This is a genomic window from Actinosynnema sp. CS-041913 (assembly GCF_050942485.1).
In the GTDB taxonomy this organism is placed as follows: Bacteria; Actinomycetota; Actinomycetes; order Mycobacteriales; family Pseudonocardiaceae; genus Actinosynnema.
The window spans coordinates 5900350-5918961 of sequence record NZ_CP192037.1; the positions used below are offsets into that span (position 1 = coordinate 5900350).

Sequence of the window (18612 nt, forward strand, 5' to 3'; positions counted from 1 at the left end):
ACCGATCACTCCCTGGGTGGAACGCCCCGGCGGCGGCAGATCAACCAGAAAAGCTGCGCCCTTGCCATGACGGACGTCCTCGTGCCCTCTCAACGGCGCAGAGGAGAAATCGAGCCATTACAGAAGTGGAGAAGAAGTCATGCGATCGACCACGCGTAGCATCACGGCGGTACGGGTTCGACGTGCTCTGATCGGGCTGGGAACCGTGGCGGGGTTCGCCCTGGTGGCTCCCGGCTCCGCCCACGCCGCCGACCCGGCCGGGTGTGTCCGGTCCGGTGAGAACGTGACCTGCACGGCGGGCGTCCCCGCCGGCCAGGTCCTCGACGGCACCGCCAACGCCAACACCATCACGATCACCGGCGGCTCTGTCGCGGGCACGATCAGGGGGTTGGGCGGCAACGACACGATCGTCATCACCGGCACCGTCGGCCTCAACGGGGCGACAGGCCCTCCCGGTGCGGACGGCACGGCGGGCACCCCCGCGGGAACCGCCGGCGGCAACGGCGGCGTCGGGACCAGCGGCGGCGTCGGCATCAGCGGCACCGGCGTCGTCGACGGCGGTGACGGCACCGACCAGATCACCGTCACCGGCGGTGGCGGCGGCAACGGTGGCGCGGGCGGCAACGGCGGCAACGGCCTGAACAGCGGCGCGGGTGGTGCCGGCGGCAACGGCGGCGTCGGCGGCGTCGGCGGTGCTGCCAACGTCGGGTCCGTCATCGGCGGGGTCGGCGGCGACACGGTCAACGCGACCGGCGGCAAGGGCGGCCTCGGCGGCGTCGGCGGGCTGGGCGGCAACGGCGGTGCGACGGCAGGCGGAGCGGGTGCCGGCGGTATCGGTGGCGCCGCGGGCGCCGGCGGTGTCGGCAACTCCGGCACCATCGACGGCGGCACCACGGACACCGGCATCGACAACATCACCACCACCGGCGGTGCCGGCGGTGCGGGTTCCTCCGGTGGAGTCGGCGGCTGCGGTAGCGGCGGCGGCGCCGGTGGCGTGGGTGGCGCCGGTGGCGCGGGCGGTATCGGCAACTCGGGGACCGTCAACGGCGGCGCCGCGACGGACACCCTCACGACCAAGGGCGGCCTCGGTGGTCTCGGTGGCCTCGGAGCCAAGGGCGGCAACGGTCTGAGTGCCACGCAGCCCGGTGGAGCGGGTGGCGTCGGCGGTGCCGGCGGTGCCGGTGGCGGCGGCAACTCCGGGAACGTCAACGGTGACGCCGACAACGACGTCATCACCAACACCGGCGGTATCGGTGGCAACGGTGGTGCCGGCGGTAACGGTGGCACCGGGTGCGCCGGTCCCGGCGGCGCGGGCGGTCTGGGCGGTGCCGCGGGTGCGGCCGGCACGGGCAACGCCGGAACCATCAACGGCGGCACCGGCGTGAACACCATCACCAGTCCCAATGGCGCTTCCGGTCTGGTCGGTGCCAACGGCGTGGCCGGCGTCAACAACGGCGGCGTCTGCACCTGCTGATCAGCAGCGACAGACTCGCCACAGGGCCGGTGTGCCGGGCAATCGCCGGGCACACCGGCCCTGTCGTGGTCGCTGCTGGAGTTCGCGTTCCGCGCGACTTCGCCGACGAGCTGAACGGGAGCGGTCGGACGTCTGCCGCTCTCAGCCCGTCGGGGCGGGACGTCCGGTGCGCAGGGGTGCGCCGGCGTCGTGCAGGTGGCGTAGGACCTGGGCGTAGGAGGAACGCAGACCGGCCTTGCTGTACGGGATGCCGTTGCGGGCGCAGAAGTTCTCGACGATGGGCTGCGCGCGGCGGAGGTTGGGTCGGGGCATGTGCGGGTAGAGGTGGTGCTCCACCTGGTGGTTGAGGCCGCCGAGCAGTGCGTCGACCCACCGGCCGCCGGTGACGTTGCGGGAGGTGAGGACCTGCTTGCGCAGGTGGTCCAGCCGCTGTCCCTTGGCGATGATGGGCATGCCCTTGTGGTTGGGGGCGAAGGAGCACCCCAGGTAGACACCCATGAGGCCCTGGTGGACCGCGATGAACACGACCGCCTTCAGCGGGGACAGCACCAGGAACACCGCGGTCAGGTACGCGACCGCCGGGAGGAGTTGCAACGCGGCCTCCCGCCAGGGGCGCTTGAGTTCCCCGTGCCACAGGGCCTGCAGACCGGAGATCCGCAGCACGACCGCCTCGGCCAGCAGGAGCGGGAAGAACAGGAACGCCTGGTACTTGGTGATCCACCGGTACAGGCCCTGCTTGGAGCCCGCCTGCTCGCGGCTGAAGGCGATGGCGTGGATCTCGATGTCCGGGTCGTGGTCCTCGTGGTTGGGGTTGGCGTGGTGGCGGGTGTGCTTGCCGACCCACCACTGGTAGCTGATCCCGGTGACACCGCCGTGCAGGTGCCCCACGAGGTCGTTGAGGCGGTGCGAGCGGAAGATCTGCCGGTGTCCGGCGTCGTGGCCGATGAACGCGAACTGGGTGGACACCACGGCCAGCAGCGCCGCGCTCAGCACCTGCCACCAGGAGTCGCCCAGCAGCACCACCGCCGCTCCGACCGCCGCGAGCAGCAGGACGTTGACCATCATCCGCGTCGTGTAGTACCCGCGCCGCCTGTCCAGCAGGCCGGCGTCCTTGAGTTCACGCGTCAAGCGGGCGAAGTCACTGCCCTGTCGAGGGTCGCCAGGTTGTGCCGTGGCCATGGGCGAGGACATCATGAATATCTGCTTTCCGGATGAACGGACACACTCCGTTTCGCTTCCCCGGTGTCCGCGACCTGGGGTGGAGTGGGGCCTGGGAGGAGGCGAACCTGGCCGATCAGTCGGCGTGGCCGGTTCGCGAGGATCACGGGGGCCCACCGGAGTGCGGGCCGTTGGACGCCCCGAGGGTTTTCGGTCGACGGGTGCGCAGGAACCGGATTTGCCCGTCATCGAGTCGAACGCGGCCGACAGGCGGCCGGTTCCCATTATCGCCCCCATGTGCCGCGCGGCACATGCCGGCCCGTTCACCGCAGACCTCCCGATCGCGCCTGGTGTGACCACAGGCCGTCGGGGTCCGGGACGGCATTGCCCACTGCGGGCGATGCCGCTGAATCCCAGAGGCGTCACCGCGGTAGACCTCCACGGTCGCACTCGCCGCTCGTCTTCGCAAGCGGGGTCGGTGCTCGCCGACCGGGCAACGCGCACGTTGAACGTTCCATCGCGATGATTCGAGATCGAATTGAACAGCCAACGACCAGGTACGCCGAATTCATACGCGAAAGAGCGCATCGCCGGATTTTCCGTACCCGCCGGGTGCGCGGCCAAGGCGTTCGCGAAAGGTGTCGTCACCGGGACACCCACCGCCATCAACGCGGCCGCCGCCAACGTCGCCGCGTTCAGCGCCGCCGCCTACGCCACCTCCGCCGGCGCGACCGTCGCCGTGCTCGTCGCCTGCGCGCAGGTGTAGCCGTCCGGCACCGGCTCGACCGGGGGCCGTTGCGTGCCCGGCGGACTGCGGTCACCGCCGCGAAAATGGCGGAAACGACGTCCGGCGACTACCGGTCGGGATATTCGGAGTACCCTTGGAGGTGTCGCCCCGGCCCCCGGCGAAGTCGATCTCATTCGATTGCGTTCCCGGAGAACGAGTCGGGAATCCTCCCGCCCGCGGCTCGACGTCCGCGACGGCAGCGCATCGGACACCACGCCTCACCCACACGAAGGACGGACCGATGTCGACGACCCACGTGCTGATCGACCCCCTGGCACCCGACGCCGCAAGGCAAGCTGAGCGGTCCTGCCCCGCGTGCCCGCACCCGGCGGATGCCCACGACCCCCTCGCCCGGCGGTTCTGCGCCGCGACCCGGGCGGGCGGACTGCACCGGGGTTGCCTGTGCTCCGCCGAGTCGAGCAGCGCGACCTACGGCAAGTCAGGCCAGGGGAACATCAGCGACCGGGCCTGACGCCGGCGCTCGACCTCGGCCCGCGAGGACGCCTGATCGGGGACCGCGGCCCTGGCTTCCGCCAGGACGGTGAGACCGGCCGCGCCGAGGAAGCCCACCTCGCTGAGCCAGGTCCGGACCGGCGGAGCTGATCTGCCCGAGGAGGCTGTCACGCGGGTGGGGCGCGGTGGAGGAGCCCACGTCACCGGACACCGCGCACAACAGGGGTGAGAGCCGACAGCGGCCGTACCGCGACCGCCAGGAGATCGCCGGGCGATGGGATCGCGACTTCCGGTGACGGCGGTCGAGCGGCACTTCGGACGTTGGCGCTCACGAAGCTCTCCTCGCCGGAGCGTGGCATCCGCGGGGTCCGGGCGGGCTGACGAATTTCAGGTATTGAGCGTATTGCCCGATGAGATCCCCGCACAAGGCGGTTCCAAACCTGGTCCGAACGCTTTTCAAGCACTTCACTCTTCCACATCTCCTGCCGGAAACCTCGGAAATCGTTTTCGAGGCGTTCACCGGCGTAATGTGGGAAGTACCGAGGGCGCATCGAGCGCCGGCGTCGAGCCGGCACCGCCTTGGGCGCACCACGAGTCCGGCCGGTCCGGCCGGAGGCGGGAACGCCGAGTTGACTTCGAACCAGTCAGGTCCCCCCACCACCAACCCGGCCACAGGGCCTCGATGCCGGTGGGCGGTGAAACCGCACAACAACGAGGCGGGTTCCGTCGACGGTGGCTGGTGGCCGTGGTCCACCGACCCGGCGACCGAGTTCCCCCCGCTGATCACCGCCATGGCCGCGCGGGGGATGGCCGTGCAGCGGGTTTCCTACCACCTCGACACGTGGGACGTCGTCGGACGCCGCCTCACCGTGCGCGACACGGTGGTGCGCATGGAGGGTTTCCGCACCATGCCGCCGCACACGGTCACCATGATCGGACCTGGCCGAGCCCGGACCCGGCTGCTGGTGATCCCGCCGGCCACGCCGGGTGGCGCCGCTCGGGCCGCGTTGCGCGTCGCAGCGGACACCGGCTCGACCGCAGGCGTCGAGGACATCCTGGAGTGGAACAACATCGTTGTCGGGCGTGCCGGCGCCGCCCTCCCAGGGTGGCGGACGGTCGAGCGCGCGGAGATCGACGGTGGCGTGCTCGACCTGCGGGCGGCGCGCGGCCCGCGACGGGAAGTGCGCCTCTACGAGGACGAGGCCGCGTCGTGAACGCCTCCACCGCGTCGGGGCGGATGGGCACGTCTCCCCCAGCGGCGGTACCCGATTCACCGATCGGCGTCGTCGCGTCCCCCCGGCCGCTGTGGCGCAGGCGTATCCGGGTGAACGTGAGCCGCCGCCGGCGACCGCCTCCCGCTCAACGCTGATCTCCCTCCTGCGGTCCGGCCGACGGCGCGCGGGTCGCACGACCTCGGCGCGCATTCGGGTGAGAGTTCGGCACCCGACTCCGGTCGGCGGGCTGCGGGGTTGCGGCGCGTATCGTGGGACGATCGTGTTCCACGGTGCGGGAGGTTCGGGTCGTGCCCTGCGACCAGGCGGCTGGGAGGTTTCCAGATGGCCCGGTACACCACCAGTCGGTTGGCGCAGGTGAGCCTCTGGATCGCGGAGAAGGCCGCCGACCTGGGCACGCCCGTCTCGGTCGGCACCCTCTGCCAGGCCGCCGTCGCGCGGTTGGCTGTCGGCGGCGCCGTGCTCACCGTGGACACCTCCGGCTGGCCGGAGGTCAGGTGCGCCACGGATGCGCTGGGTGAACGCCTGGCCGAGTTGCAGGTGACGGTGGGCGAAGGACCGGCCGTGGACGTCTGGCGCGGAGGCGGTCCGGCGCTCGTCGCCGATCTCGACGCCCCTTCCAGCCAGGCCAGGTGGCCGATGTTCGCGCCGCTGGCCGTCGAAGCCGGAGCGGCCGCGCTGTTCGCGCTGCCGTTGTGCGTCGGCGCGATCCGGGCCGGGGTGCTGTCGCTGTACCGGCTCGACGTGGGCCACCTCGACGCCGCGGCGCTCACCGACTCGCTGGCGTTCGCGGAACTGGCCCTGCGGCTACTGCTGGACGAGCAGGCCGACGTGGACTCGGCGGACGTCGCCGAGGACGGCCTCCCTCTCCACAACCCCCACGTGCACCAGGCAACCGGGATGGTCGCGGCGCAACTGGACCTGGGCATGGCCGACGCGTTCGCCCACCTGCGCGCCCGCGCGTTCGCCGAGCAGGTACCGCTGGGCGGGCTGGCGGCCGACGTCGTGGCCCGCCGACGGCGATTCGACCGTGACGGAGGACAACCGTGAGCACGCACGGAATACGACCTCACTCTGAGCACACCAGCGGAGGTGGCTGCGATGGACGTTGAACGTCTCGTCGAAACGTTCGTCGAGTTGGCCGACACCCTGGTCGACGACTTCGACGTCATCGACTTCCTGCACATGCTCGTGGACCGGTGCGTCGAACTCCTCGACGTCGACGCCGCGGGACTGCTGCTGGCCGACCAGCGAGGCAGGTTGCAGTTGATCGCGTCGTCCAACGAACAGGCGCGGCTGCTGGAGCTCTTCCAGCTCCAGAGCGACGACGGGCCCTGTATGGATGCGTTCGCCACCGGTACCAGGGTGAGCCACCCCGACCTGGCGGAGACGGACGGGCGGTGGCCGCGGTTCACCGCAGCGGCGACCGAGGCGGGGTTCGTCGCCGTGGACGCGGTGCCCATGCGCCTGCGCAACGAGGTGATCGGCGCGCTCAACCTGTTCCGCAACCGGTCCGGCGAGCTGGACGCCACCGCGCTGCGCACCGCCACGGCGCTGGTCGACGTCGCCACCATCGGCCTGCTGCAACAACGTTCGATCCACCACCACCAAGTGCTGACCGAGCAGCTCCAGGCCGCCCTGACCAGCCGGGTGATCGTCGAACAAGCCAAAGGGCTGGTCGCCGAACGCCTCCAGGCGGACATGGACACCGCGTTCACCGCACTGCGCGGCTATGCCCGCGGGCACAACCTCAAGCTGAGCCACGTCGCCCGCGACGTCATCGCGGGCGACATCGACACCCCGCAACTCCTCAGCGCGCCCACCAGGACCGGGCAGCTCCGACGCTGAGGATCGCAACTCGGGTCAGCCTTGAGGTGGCCTCGCGGGGCGTCCGACCAGGTCTCGGAGCTCCGGGGTGGGAGTTCTGGAACCCCACAGCGTGGGCGAGAAGCGTCGCGCGGCGATCACCCGGAGGCGTCGGCGTGCGGCACGGGGCATTCCCCACCGGGGGCGACGGCGAGTTCGAAGTGCCACATCTCGTTCGCATACGTCTGGCACAGGCCGTACTCCGCGCCGTTCCGGATCACCCAGTCGGCGGCGTCGGTCGGGCCGATGTCGACGGCCTTGCCGGTCACGTGCGTCGATTTCTCCGGGGTGTTGACCAACCTCCGCGCCTCCGCGAGGCTCCCGTGCTTGGCCACGGCTTCATCCAGCAGGCGTTGTTGGTACGCCTTGCTCCGCCAGCCCGAGGTCACCTTCAGCTCGATACCCGCGGCACGTGCGCCCGCGGCGGCCTTTCGCACGGCTGCCAACAGGTCCGGGTCCATCTTCCGGATCGCGACGTGCTGGGAGTAGGGCGAGATGCCGGGGTCGGGGATGTGCCCGTCCTCGTTTGCGCTCTTCGGGAAGCCACTGCCGTTCGTGGTGTTCGACGTGCAGGCCGTCAACGCCGCCACGAGCGCGGTGAAGACCGCCACCGAGGTGAGGCGGCCGGACTTCCGATTGACGTTTTCCTTTGCGCGCACCGCTTCGCAGAACATGTTTCCCCGCTGGTCGTGTCGGATCTGAACACCTCCGACACTGCCGGTTCAATGTCTGCGCCCCGTGCGAGTCGTGTTCTCGTTGTGTGACAGCAGTTCAACACATGTGCTCGACCGCTCCTCGCGGCACGGTGAGGGTGAACACCGCGCCGCCGACGTTGGCGACTTCCAGCGTGCCGCCGTGCAAACGGGCGTTCTCGTGGGCGATGGCCAGCCCGAGCCCGCTGCCCTCCGTGCGGCTGCGGGCGCGGTCGCCGCGCACGAAGCGGTCGAAGACGACCGGGGTCAGGTCGTCGGGTAGACCGGGGCCGGAGTCGGCCACCGTCACGCGCACCCGTCCGGTTTCCGTGCCGTCGACGGTGACGTCGACCGGTGGTGCGCCGTGCCGGACTGCGTTCGTCACGAGGTTGCGGACGATCGTGTGCAGGCGGCGCGGGTCTCCCAGCACGACGACGTCCCCGACACGTCGGACGGGGATGCCCGTGCCCGGCGCGCTCACCTCGACGGCGTCCGAGACCAGGGCTTCCAGGTCGACGACCTCGGGGCGCAGCTCGGCCGCGCCCGCGTCGAACCGGGACATCTCCAGCAGGTCCTCCACCAGCCCGCCGAGCCGCCTCGCCTGGCTGCCCAACAGCTCCGCCGACCTGGCCCGGTCCCCCGCGTCCGGGCTGTGCAGGCCGTCCGCGGCAGCGACCATGGACGCCAACGGGGTGCGCAGGTCGTGTGCCACGTCGGCGACGAACCGCCGCTGCTGCTGGTCCTTCAGCCGTAGCTGTTCGATGGACTCCCCGAGCCGCTCTGCCATCGCGTTGAAGGAACCGGCGAGATCGGCCAGCTCGTCCCGGCCCTGCACGGGCAACCTGGTGGCCAACTCGCCTGCCCCGAACCGCCGGGCGGCGTCGGCCGCGGTGCGCACCCGGCGCTGGATCGCCCGTGCGGCCAACACGCCCAGCGCGCTGCCGAACAGCGCGATCAGCACCGCCACGGCGGCGAGCCGGGTGCGCAGGGTGGCCAGTTCGCTGTCGATGCCGCGCGTGTTGTAGAACTCGGCCAGCAGCAGGCCCGGTTCGACCTCGCCGACGATCACGAGCTGCGAACCCACCGGGGTGTCCACGGTGTAGCGCACCGAACCCCGGCGCCCCCGGATCTCGTCCACTTCGGACACGGGGAGCTGACCGGGGAACGACCCCGTGCCGGCCACCGGGAGGTACATCCCGTCCCGGGAGACGGAGACGGGACCGGACGTCGGGGTGAAGTTCACCAGTGCCCACGTCAGGCCCAGCCGCGCCCGCATGTACTCCGCCACACCATCCACAACGGACTTGAAGGCGGTGCTGCGGACGAGGAACTGGTGCGCCTGCTGGGTGTCGGAGTCGAAAGCGGCCTGCGCCGCGGCGGTGAACCGCTCCCTGGTGGCCCCGGCCTGGAGGTGGTATGTCGTGAGCGCCATCGTGACGGTCGTGACCAGGGTGACGACCACGACGGTCAGCACGATGCCGGCCCGCAGGCCCGGCCGCCACGTCACGGCTTGACCAGGCGGTAACCGAATCCCCGGACGGTGCGCAGCAGCACGGGGTTGGTCGGCTCGGGCTCGATCTTCGCCCGCAGGCGGGCCACGGCGGCGTCGACCAGGCGCGAGTCGCCGGAGAACCCGTAGTCCCACACCCGCTTCAGCAGCGCCTGCCTGCTCAGGACCTGACCCGCGTGCTCGGCGAACTCGATCAGCAGGCGGATCTCCGTGGACGTGAGGTTCAACTCCTCGCCGTTCCGGGTCACGACCATCGCGACGGTGTCGAGTTCCAGGTCGCCCAACGTGTGCACGTGCTGCCGCGACGGCTGTGCGGGCACCGCGCGACGCAGGACCGCCTTGATCCGGGCGTCGAGCACTCGCGGCTCGACCGGTTTCACGACGTAGTCGTCGGCACCGCACTCCAGGCCCACCACGATGTCCACCGCGTCACCGCGAGCGGTCAGCAGAATCACCGGAACCGTGTCGCCCGACCGGATGCGGCGGCACACCTCGAACCCGTCGACACCGGGCAGCATCACGTCCAGCAGCACCAGGTCCGCGGCCTCCCGCCGCTCGACCAGGCTCTCCAGCGCCTGCTCTCCCGTGGTCGCCACCGCGACTTCGTGCCCGAGGCCGCGCAGCGCGAGCGACAACGCCTCGGCCAACATCGCGTCGTCCTCCACGAGCAGCAAGCGCGACACTGGTGGAACTCCTCGTCCTCGGCACGCCCCCTCGCCCACAAGCGTATAGGCCCACCATTGACGACGAGTGTGCGCGCCCTGCCCCAGAATGATGACAGGTCTGTGACGAAGTGTGACGAACGCGCACAGCCGCACCCCGGCCACCACGGCCGGCCTCAGGGCTCGTAGCGGAACGGGGCTTGGCTGCTGCGGATGCACACGGCCTTGCCCGCCTCTTCCGAGGTTTGGAATTCCGACACCTCGGCCTGGTAGCGGCCGATCGCCGTGAAGTCCACGCCCTGCACCGGTGTGGCCCGCAGGTAGTCGTCCACGTGCAGGCGCGCGACCCCGTCGGCGTCGGTGTCGGCCGACCCGGCCAGTGCGCCGCCCTCGGGCGGCCAGCCGACTCGGAACTCCAGCACCAGCCCGGCGACCGGCTTGCCGCCGTCGACGACCCGGGCCTGGAGGTCGAGGTCGGCCGCGGGTGCGCCGCTGCCCTGGATGACCACCGGGTCGACGGTCACCGTCGTGTCGCACGCGTCCCCGCCGCCGGTCGCGCAGGCCGACACGGCCGCCCCGCACAGGACGACCGTGCCGACCACCGCTCGAAGCCGTTCAGCAGCCAGGGCCCGGCCCCCCGTTCTTGTCGAACGGACTGTACTTGAACGCCGTGGCCAAATCGATCAGCGGGCGGTCCTTCTCCTCCAGGCCCGGGTCGAGGAGGCTGAACACCAACTTTTGGTCCTGTTTGGACGGTGTGTAGACGAACCCGGACAGGGTTCCGTTCGGCTCGACGTCACGCAGGTGCCGCGGCACCCGTTCGAGGTCGAAGTCGAACAGCTCCGCGTCGCCGATCTTGAGCACCAGCTTGGCGACCGGGCCGTACTCCTGGTCGTAGAGGTGCATCCGCACGGTGTTGCGGGTGACCGCCGGGTCGAGCAGCACCCGGTTCTCGTAGAACGGCTTGATCGTCGGGTCGTCGAACTTGAGCACCTTGATCTGGAGGTCGACGTCGATGTTCATGACCATGTCGTCCATGCCGACGCCGAACTCCCGGTAGTCGCCGTCGACACCGAGTGCGAGGTACTGCTCGCCGGGGTGCACCGAGAACCTGGTGAACCCGTCGGCGTGCAGGTAGACCGTCCCGATCTCCATCTTGTTCACCTGGACGTGGCCGCCGAGGTGCAGCGCCGCGACGTCGACGCCGCAGATCGGGATCCGCAACGCCGGGTCGGGGATGGTGATCCGGTCCGTGCGCAGCGAGAACGCGCCGCCGATCAGGATGGACCCGGCGGCGGGCGAGGAGGTGACCGTGGTGTCGAAGCTACCGGTCACCACGTTCTGCACGATCTCGGTGGTCACCTGCGACCCGGCGTCCTCCAGCTTCAGGAAGGCGTCGTGCAGTTGCAGGTGCACCGGTTTCGCGTTGATGCCCAGCGTGCCGCGGACGAACGCCTCGACACCCAGGCCCGCCGCCGGCGCGTCGACCCTTACCTTCGGAACCTTGAGCGCTGTCCCGTGGCTGTCGGTGCCCTCGATCCGCACGGTCACGCAGTTCGTGCCGACGCACGCCGGGATGTTCGTGACCGATGCCCGCGCCGAGGCGGGCTGACCCGAGAACCGGGCCGTGACGCCCGCGTCCACCAACGTGATCGGCGAGGACGCCTCGACGCGCACGGTCGAGTTCTTCCCGAAGCCACCGGTGATCCCCATCCGGGCGGGCACCCCGAACACGTCGAGCTCGCCGACCAGGTCGCCGTGCTCGGTGGTCGTGCGCGCCTCCGCTTTCAGCGCGAGCGTCTCGATGGCGGCCGAGCTGTCGTAGGCGACGGCCAGCGTGCTCGGCTCGGCGGGGTCGAGGCTCTGGTCGAACCCGAACGGCCCGATGTGCAGGTCGAACGGGGCGGGCAGCCCGCTGAGCTTCGCCTGGGCGGCGGCGTGCGGCACCCGGGCGATCAGGTCGTCCAGCGCGACGTACGCGGTGAGGTCGACGCCGGCCGGCGGCTGGTAGCCCACCACGTCGACCTTCTGGTTCTGGATGTCGAGGTCGACCCGCGTGGGCAGACCGGGCAGGTTCACGGTCCCGACCGCGCCGAAGCACCTGCCGAACACCTTGCACAGCGGCGTCTCGTCGCGCGCGCAGCCCGCGCCGCCGTCGCACCCCTTGGCTTCCAACGCGACGCCGTGCGGGTAGAACGGGGCGCCGCCCACCGCGTTGATCGCCGCGACCTTGCCGATCCTGGCCTCGGCCACCAGCCCGACCGGGCGGTCGGTCTCGTAGTGGAACTTGTCGCCGCTGTAGTCGATGAGCAGGTGGCTGGGCAGGCTCACCCGGCCGACGCCCGCGAACCGGGTGTCGTCCGCGCCGCCGGCGGCCAGCACCACGTCGCCGTCGAAGGCGAACACCCCGTTGCCCGACCGCATGTCGAACGCCAAGCCGTGGTCCTTTTTGGACACCGACACGGCGGAGAGCCCGTCTACCGAGGCGCTGGCGTCGAGGTCGCCGGTGAGCTGCCGGTAGTGCGCCGCCACGTGCTGTCCGGCGGGCGCGGTGGCCCCGGGGTGGTTGGTGACCGCGAACCGGGCCGCGCCGACCGGGCCGGTGACGCCGCGGAAGTCCAGCGCACCGCCCGACCACTTGGCCGTCATCTTCGTGGGCAGACCGGTCGCCTGCGCGAACACCTGGTGCCCCCGACCCTGGAACGGCACACCCGCGGCGGCGAAGGTGAGGTCGCCCAACGGGTCCGACAGCGTCGAGGTGAACGTCCCGGCGGGCACGTCGGCCCGCACGTCGATGTCCTTGGGCACGCCGGTGGCCGACGCGGACAGGTATCCCCTGTCCACGCCCCACAGCGCGGCGGTGATCTCGTCGATCCCGGCCGAGTTGTGCACGCCGAGCGTGGTGACCGCGTCGAAGGCGCCGACGACGTGGACCGTCGCGGGCAGCTTCGAGATCGTGGCCCGGCCGCGCAGGGTGCCGTACGCGGTCGAGGTCGCCGCTTCCGCGTCCACCCGCAGGGTGCCCAGCGGCGCGGACGCCCGGTAGCCGACGTCCACCCGGGCCGGGTTTCCGTCGACGGTGATCGGACCCACGGTCAGGTCGACCGCGGCGGGCAGGCCGTCGAGCCGGACCAGGCCCTCCAGCCGGGGCAGGCCGGCGAGCAGGCCGTCGACCTCCAGGTACGCGCTCAGCGGCGCGCCGGCGGGCTGGCTGTAGCCGGTGAACTCGACCTGCTTGGCGGTGAGGTTGAGCGCGAGGGAGGTGGGCAGGCCGGGCAGGCGCACGGTGCCGACCAGGCCGAGGCAGCGGGGGAACAGCGTGCACAGCGGGGTGTCGTCGCGCGCGCAGCCCGGCCCGTCGTCGCAGCCCCGGGCGCGGACCGCCACGCCGTTGTCGAACAGCGGCGCGCCGAGCCCGCCCAGTGCCTTGACCTTGCCGACGCGCACCTCGGCGGTCAGGCCGATGGACTTGTCGCCGGTGTAGGTGAGCCTGCCGTCCGCGAGGTCCTGCACCAGTTCCAACCGGGTGGGCAGGTGGTCGATCCGCGCGGTCAGCGCCAGGCGGGTGTCGTCGACGCCGTTCGCGGCGAGCACGACGTCGGCGTCGGCGAACACCGGCTGACCGCCGGTGTCGGAGTCCAGCCGGGTGGTCTGCTTCGCCGCGCCGCGCGAGTACTCGGCGTGCGACAGGTTGCGCACCAGGACACTGCCGTCGAAGTCGCCGGTGGCCTGCCGGTAATGCACCGAGACGTGCTGGCCCGTCGGCGCGGTGGCGCCCGTGTGGTTGGTCACCGCGAACCGGGCGGAGCCGAGCGGACCGGTGAGCCCGCGGAAGCGCATGGCGCCGTCGGCGAAGTCGGCGTCGAACCGGGCGGGGACGCCGGTCAGCGCGGCGATCGCCACGGTGTCCCGGCCGGCGAACGGCGTCCGCGCCACGGCGTCGATGCCGCCCAGCGGGGCCGACATGGTGCCTTCGAGGTGCCGTGCCGGGAGGTCGACCAGGATGTCGACCTCGGTCGGGACGTCCGTGACCGCCGTGGACAGGTAGTGGTGCGCGCCGGGGTCGAGCGTCTCGACGCCCTGCGGACTGGCGAATAGCTCCACCCGCGGGACCGGGCTGGACGCCCGGTAGCGCACGCGGGGACGCTCCCCGAGGTCGTAGTCCACGTCGACGGACGCGGGCACCCCGTCCACCGCGGCCACGGCGCTCGGGCCGGTGGTGGTGTCGACGTAGGCGGCCCGCACCCGTTGCACGACGCTGCTCGCGCGGAACGCGACCTTGCGCTGGGCGGTGTCGAGGTCGAACGACAGCGTCGCGGGCAGGTTGGACACGTCCAGCCGGGCCTTCTGGTGGCCGTCGACGTGCCCCGCGCCGACGAACGCCTGTCCGCCGGGGGTGAACTCGAAGGCGCCCCGAGGGTGGTCGCCGAAGAACACGTCGATCTTCTTCAGGCCGGTGACCCGGGCGCTCGCGCCGAGCCCGCCGCCGTTGAGCACCAAGGTGGTGTGGTCGCCCGCGAGCGGCGCGAACGCGCCCTGGTCGCGCGACACGAACACCTCCGCGGAACCCAGCGCCTCGGCGGCGTCGAAGAGCACGTGCCGGCCGGGGATGTCGACGTCGACCGTCGCGGACGTGGGGATGTCGCGCAGCGCGCCGCGCAACACGATGGCCGGGTCGCGGTCGAGCACTGCCACGTCGAGCGCGCTGAGCCGGCTCGCAGCCGTGTAGTCGAGCTTCACCTTGTCCTGCACGGAGGTCAGGACCGCGTTCCACCGCGTCGGCACGGCCTTCGCTTGGGCTTGGACCGCGCGGGTCAGGTCCCGTCCGGTGTAGACGTAGTCGGCGAAGAACACGTCGTCGATGGCCGAGTCGGCGGTGTACTGCACCGTGGCCTGGGCTCCGCCCGCCGGTCTGGTCAGCGCCGCGGCCACCGAGGTGGGCAGCAGGTCGACCTTGAGCTGGTCGAAGCGGTTGGCCGCGGGGCTGTTGGACAGCACCTGGGTGTCGAGGTGGGTGCGTTCGCTGCTGGACGAGTCGACTGTCGCCTTCTGGTCGCGGTCGGCGGCGCCGGGGTCGATGAAGGCGTGCGCGGTGAACAGGTTCGGCACGGGCGAGAAGCGGGCGCTGGCGACCGTCGGGTCGACCGCCTCGCCCTGGTCGGTCTCGGCGACACCGGCCAGCCCGGCCGTCACCGCCATCGATTCGCCCGCCCCGACCTGCACCACGGTCGCCTTGATGTCGAAGATCCCGCGGACGGCCTGGACCGGGTTGAACGTGTAGAGGCCGAGGGCCGCGGTCGGCAGGCTGGAGCCGCGCCGGAGGCCGTCGAAACCGACCGAGATCCGCTTGCGGGTGGGCAGGTCGTAGACGGCCCACACGTGCGCGGGAAGGTCGCCGCCGGCGTGCTCGCTGGTGGGCAGGCGCACGCTGAGCACGCCCAGGCCGGCGTGGACCAGGTTCAGCAGCGCCTCGACCTTCTGCCGCAGCAGGTCGTTCAGGCTCGTGAGTAGCTGCTCCAGTTGGAGCCGCTCGATCAGCAGCTCGGGGTGGAGGATGACGTTGATCGGGTCCTTGAGCAGTTCGACGACCACGTTGAGCCGCGCGGTGGTGTCCGCGATCTGCCGTTCGAGGTCCAGGACCTCCCGGGACGCCCCGACGACGTCACCGAGGGCGGCGACGGGGACCAGGTCGGCGAGGACGTCCGGGGTGCGGTCGCCGGTGACGTCGACGATCGCCGGCACGGCCAGCGGCAGGGTCAGCGAGCAGGACACCGCCTTGGTCGGGGACTCCGAGCAGATCCGGTAGGTGATCCTCGGGATGCCGTCGGGCAGTTCCTGCAGCAGCGCCAACGGGTCCACCGGCAGGGGCGGCGGGAGGTTGCCCGACGTCACCGCGTCGATCAGCTCCTGGAGCGTCCCCTTCCGCGAAGGGTCGAGCACCTGCGCCGAGGACACCTGCGGTTGCAGCTTGGTCGCGTCGAGGTCCGGTGCGCCGTCCGGCGCAAGCCTGCCCGCCCGCCCCAACGCGGCCGACGCGTCGGCGGAGGTGGCGTCGACCAACTCCTGTGCGGGCCGGGTGGGCAGGTCCAACGTGGTCGGGCGCACCGGCGGCTCGGGCACGATCGCCTGCCGTTCAACGGTGACCCGGCCGTCAGGCCCGGGGTCCACCTCGGGCAACGGGGCCACCGGCTGAGCCCGCGACGGCTCCCGCCCGACGTCCGGCGCACCGTCCGGCCCGGGGTCCAGCGGCGGGAGGTCCCGCGGCGGCGGCAAGGGCGCCGACTTCGCGGCAGCGCCGGCCATCTCATCGACGACCGGCTGGGTGGCCGACCCGGTGCCGGGCTCCGCCGAGGCCGGAACGGCGGTGGCGCCGACACCGAGGACCGCCGCCAACGCGACGATCAAGAGCTTGAATCTGATCCGAACCGGTCTGGCCGTGAGAAACGCATGCCGACGAAGACGTGCCACCGGAACCCCCCTGGTCGATGCACAGTGACCGAGGGCCCCCACCCCCGTCCGGTTGAACTCACCACAGATCACCTTCGGCGGTCAAGCGGGTTCACGATCTGCCGGCACGATCGGAACGCTCCACTGCGGCCGATCGGGACGATGGCGCGACCGGCCGGGCGGTGTCGCCGCCGGAGGTGCCGCACCATCCGCGGTCAAGATGTTCAAGGCCGACGGCAGACGACCGGACCTCTCGACGAGACCGGTCGGGTCGCCCGACACCTGGGTGTCGTCGGGACACCTGATCCGCAAGCCGATGTCGATCAGCGACGCGGCCTCGCCCGGACAATCGACTCCGACTCCGCGCGCGATGGCCGAATGCGACCTGATCTGCGGCCTGTCCGGCCTGGGCGCCTACCACCTGCACCACAATCCGCAGCACGAGATCACCGACGAGGTGCTGTCCTACCTCGTGCGGCTCACCGAACCCCTCCCCGGCAGCACCGACGACCTGCCCGGCTGGTGGACCGACGTCGGAACCAGATCTACGAGCCCGAGGGGCATGCCTTCGGCGGCCCCGACGGCATGACCGTGGCCCACCGTCTCTTCCATTCCGACAGCCGCCACAGCCTCGTCCACCTCCGCACCGGGCAGGCGGCGATCGGAGAGCGCGAGTTGCCCGTTCTGCTGTGCAGCACGCTGCTGCGCGGCGCAGGCCAGGACCGGCTGCACCGCCTACGAACCCAGCTTTCGGCGACTCATGACCACCGACACCTCACCCGGCAGCCTGCTGCCGGCCGACACCGCACCGCCAGCCGCCTGGGTCACCGCGTTCGCCGACGCCGGCGCGCCCTGCGCGACCTCGCCGCCACCGGTTCGCCGCGTCTCCGACTTCGGGTAGCCGGCTCACCCGCATCGGCGCAGGTCTGCCGCTGGTAACCGTGGGCTTCCCACTCCGCTTGAGCGGCGTGGGAAGCCCACGGTCAACTACCTACGGTCAGGGGCACACTCGCAGTGAGCTGATCTTGTTGTCCATGCTGTACTGCGCCGTGTTGCCGCGCCAGTTTCCGACCGGCCACACTCTTCCCTGGTACTCCTTGTCGACGTGGGTGCACCAGACTTTGCCGGTGCGGTTCCACACCGACGAGATCTTGTCGTTGAAAACGAAACCGCCGATCGGGTTCGCCAGATTCTCCGATCCCCACGCGAAGCGGGCGAAATGCCCGCCGATGACGCCCGCATTCCCATTGGGATACTCCCACACGCAGAAGTAGCCGTCGAGGCACTGTTCCCACGAAGCCACGGACACCGGAGTGTCGAGCGGCGTCGCGTGGGCTGCGGCCGGTGCCACAAGGGCAGTCGCCGCGACAAACCCCAGCGCAGCAGTCAAACCTTTCAGCCAACGCATGCTGTTCACAGCCTCTCTCATCCATCGATGCCGGATGGTCCGGCGTTGCCTCATCCCCTCTTCGAGGCCGAGGCAATGGTCACCGGTGTAGTGCAGACGGGTTGTCCGGTGCCGGAAGGATGGATGCCGGACATCAACGTCCGGTCAATGGGAATCGACGTGGAGCGCCGGTCGGAAGTGTCGCGTGTTGAACGACTGGTACACCTTGATGGCGATCCTAGATGTGGAATATGCGCGTGGTCACGGGCACAGTTCCTGTTGGGGCACGCCGGGGAAATGTAGCGCCCAGCCAACGGCTTCTTTGTCCACGTCGCGGCGGGCACAAACCTTTCCCAACAGACTTTCGGCGTCCAGGTCGAACTTCCACAACCAGCCTTGAGGGCTGACGGATACAGCTTCACGCGTATCGGGACGGTAGCTCCATCCGGCCACGGGGTCGCCGAATTTTCCGATACCTACGACTCGGCGGAAGCCTTCCCGGCCCTTCACGTCCCATACTTCAAATGACGAAGGGCCGGTCATCGCCAGTGTCCGGCCATCAGGGCCTAACTCGACCTCGGATACGGTGCCGAGCTGCTGACTCAAGTCGACTCGCAGCGTAGGAGCGTACAGGTCCCCGACGTCGATGACAGCAGGTGCTTTTTCGCGCTGCCTGACGGCGAGCGATCGCCCGTCTGCGCTGTACGTCAAGGTGACGTCCCAGTTCTCTCCGGAGGAAGTGGCGGCGATACCTGCTTGACGCGGTGCGCCGTCGGGCTCAAGGCTCCAGAGTTCCACATCGGTCTCTTTCGTGACGGGATCAGGCCGGACGACCGCTGCTGCTCGCCCGTCGGGGCGCAAGGTGATCCTCTGTCCGTGCCTATCGGGCAGTGCGAAGCCTGCGAACTGTCCCGAGCTGTCTCGCCGCCATACCACAATGCCAC

General features: G+C 70.8%; 16 protein-coding genes. 8 read left to right on the forward strand and 8 right to left on the reverse strand.

Annotation, left to right across the window (positions count from 1 at the left end; translation table 11 throughout):
- Nucleotides 1-139 precede the first annotated feature (139 nt).
- Complete coding sequence (locus tag ACQPZF_RS26535; RefSeq protein WP_433261346.1) at nucleotides 140-1474, forward strand: hypothetical protein; 1335 nt, start codon at nucleotides 140-142, stop codon at nucleotides 1472-1474.
- A 141-nt stretch (nucleotides 1475-1615) separates the two neighbouring features.
- Here ACQPZF_RS26535 and ACQPZF_RS26540 read toward each other — a convergent pair whose 3' ends face one another.
- Nucleotides 1616-2602, reverse strand: coding sequence for a fatty acid desaturase family protein (locus ACQPZF_RS26540; RefSeq protein WP_433261348.1), 987 nt, complete (start codon nucleotides 2600-2602; stop codon nucleotides 1616-1618).
- A 568-nt stretch (nucleotides 2603-3170) separates the two neighbouring features.
- Between ACQPZF_RS26540 and ACQPZF_RS26545 the strand changes: the two genes are divergently transcribed.
- From ACQPZF_RS26545 to ACQPZF_RS26565, 5 genes are all read left to right on the forward strand, one after another.
- Nucleotides 3171-3398 (forward strand): hypothetical protein, encoded by a 228-nt coding sequence (locus ACQPZF_RS26545; protein ID WP_433261350.1) that lies wholly within the window; start codon nucleotides 3171-3173, stop codon nucleotides 3396-3398.
- Nucleotides 3399-3660: 262 nt separating this feature from the next.
- Nucleotides 3661-3891, forward strand: a complete 231-nt coding sequence (locus ACQPZF_RS26550; protein ID WP_433261352.1) for an RGCVC family protein — start codon at nucleotides 3661-3663, stop codon at nucleotides 3889-3891.
- 676 nt (nucleotides 3892-4567) lie between these two features.
- On the forward strand, nucleotides 4568-5086 hold the full coding sequence (locus tag ACQPZF_RS26555; RefSeq protein ID WP_433261354.1) for a DUF5994 family protein: 519 nt from the start codon (nucleotides 4568-4570) through the stop codon (nucleotides 5084-5086).
- 342 nt (nucleotides 5087-5428) lie between these two features.
- Nucleotides 5429-6154, forward strand: a complete 726-nt coding sequence (locus tag ACQPZF_RS26560; RefSeq protein WP_433261356.1) for a GAF and ANTAR domain-containing protein — start codon at nucleotides 5429-5431, stop codon at nucleotides 6152-6154.
- A gap of 51 nt (nucleotides 6155-6205) precedes the next feature.
- Nucleotides 6206-6952: a GAF and ANTAR domain-containing protein gene (locus tag ACQPZF_RS26565; RefSeq protein WP_433261359.1), complete on the forward strand. Its 747-nt coding sequence runs from the start codon at nucleotides 6206-6208 to the stop codon at nucleotides 6950-6952.
- Between the two features lie 116 nt (nucleotides 6953-7068).
- Here ACQPZF_RS26565 and ACQPZF_RS26570 read toward each other — a convergent pair whose 3' ends face one another.
- The 5 genes from ACQPZF_RS26570 to ACQPZF_RS26590 all read right to left on the reverse strand — a co-directional run bounded on the left by ACQPZF_RS26570 (nucleotide 7069) and on the right by ACQPZF_RS26590 (nucleotide 16239).
- On the reverse strand, nucleotides 7069-7629 hold the full coding sequence (locus ACQPZF_RS26570; RefSeq protein ID WP_433261361.1) for a M15 family metallopeptidase: 561 nt from the start codon (nucleotides 7627-7629) through the stop codon (nucleotides 7069-7071).
- Between the two features lie 112 nt (nucleotides 7630-7741).
- A complete protein-coding gene (locus ACQPZF_RS26575) occupies nucleotides 7742-9169 on the reverse strand; it encodes a sensor histidine kinase (protein WP_433261363.1) in 1428 nt (475 codons plus the stop codon).
- A complete protein-coding gene (locus tag ACQPZF_RS26580; protein WP_433261365.1) occupies nucleotides 9166-9855 on the reverse strand; it encodes a response regulator in 690 nt (229 codons plus the stop codon). Before ACQPZF_RS26580 ends, ACQPZF_RS26575 begins: the two co-directional genes overlap by 4 nt.
- A gap of 155 nt (nucleotides 9856-10010) precedes the next feature.
- Entirely contained in the window at nucleotides 10011-10436 is a 426-nt protein-coding gene (locus ACQPZF_RS26585; protein WP_433261367.1) for a hypothetical protein, read from the reverse strand.
- Between the two features lie 13 nt (nucleotides 10437-10449).
- A complete protein-coding gene (locus ACQPZF_RS26590) occupies nucleotides 10450-16239 on the reverse strand; it encodes a hypothetical protein (protein WP_433261368.1) in 5790 nt (1929 codons plus the stop codon).
- A gap of 262 nt (nucleotides 16240-16501) precedes the next feature.
- On the opposite strand from ACQPZF_RS26590, the gene ACQPZF_RS26595 reads away from it, so the two are divergent.
- On the forward strand, nucleotides 16502-16870 hold the full coding sequence (locus tag ACQPZF_RS26595; protein WP_433261370.1) for a hypothetical protein: 369 nt from the start codon (nucleotides 16502-16504) through the stop codon (nucleotides 16868-16870).
- Entirely contained in the window at nucleotides 16804-17220 is a 417-nt protein-coding gene (locus ACQPZF_RS26600; protein ID WP_433261372.1) for a thiopeptide-type bacteriocin biosynthesis protein, read from the forward strand. The genes ACQPZF_RS26595 and ACQPZF_RS26600 overlap by 67 nt, the downstream gene beginning before the upstream one ends.
- A 58-nt stretch (nucleotides 17221-17278) precedes the next feature.
- Here ACQPZF_RS26600 and ACQPZF_RS26605 read toward each other — a convergent pair whose 3' ends face one another.
- The gene (locus ACQPZF_RS26605; RefSeq protein WP_433274700.1) at nucleotides 17279-17689 is read right to left on the reverse strand and encodes a peptidase inhibitor family I36 protein; all 411 of its coding nucleotides are present in this window, start codon (nucleotides 17687-17689) and stop codon (nucleotides 17279-17281) included.
- A 240-nt stretch (nucleotides 17690-17929) separates the two neighbouring features.
- On the reverse strand, nucleotides 17930-18466 hold the full coding sequence (locus tag ACQPZF_RS26610; RefSeq protein WP_433261374.1) for a hypothetical protein: 537 nt from the start codon (nucleotides 18464-18466) through the stop codon (nucleotides 17930-17932).
- Nucleotides 18467-18612 lie beyond the last annotated feature (146 nt).

What these genes read in the sequence shown, in the direction of transcription:
- ACQPZF_RS26535 (WP_433261346.1), top strand. Translation starts at nt 140, where the DNA reads ATGCGATCGACCACGCGTAGCATCACGGCGGTACGGGTTCGACGTGCT.
- ACQPZF_RS26550 (WP_433261352.1), top strand. Translation starts at nt 3,661, where the DNA reads ATGTCGACGACCCACGTGCTGATCGACCCCCTGGCACCCGACGCCGCA.
- ACQPZF_RS26560 (WP_433261356.1), top strand. Translation starts at nt 5,429, where the DNA reads ATGGCCCGGTACACCACCAGTCGGTTGGCGCAGGTGAGCCTCTGGATC.
- ACQPZF_RS26565 (WP_433261359.1), top strand. Translation starts at nt 6,206, where the DNA reads ATGGACGTTGAACGTCTCGTCGAAACGTTCGTCGAGTTGGCCGACACC.
- ACQPZF_RS26595 (WP_433261370.1), top strand. Translation starts at nt 16,502, where the DNA reads ATGTTCAAGGCCGACGGCAGACGACCGGACCTCTCGACGAGACCGGTC.
- ACQPZF_RS26605 (WP_433274700.1), bottom strand. Translation starts at nt 17,689, where the DNA reads ATGCGTTGGCTGAAAGGTTTGACTGCTGCGCTGGGGTTTGTCGCGGCG.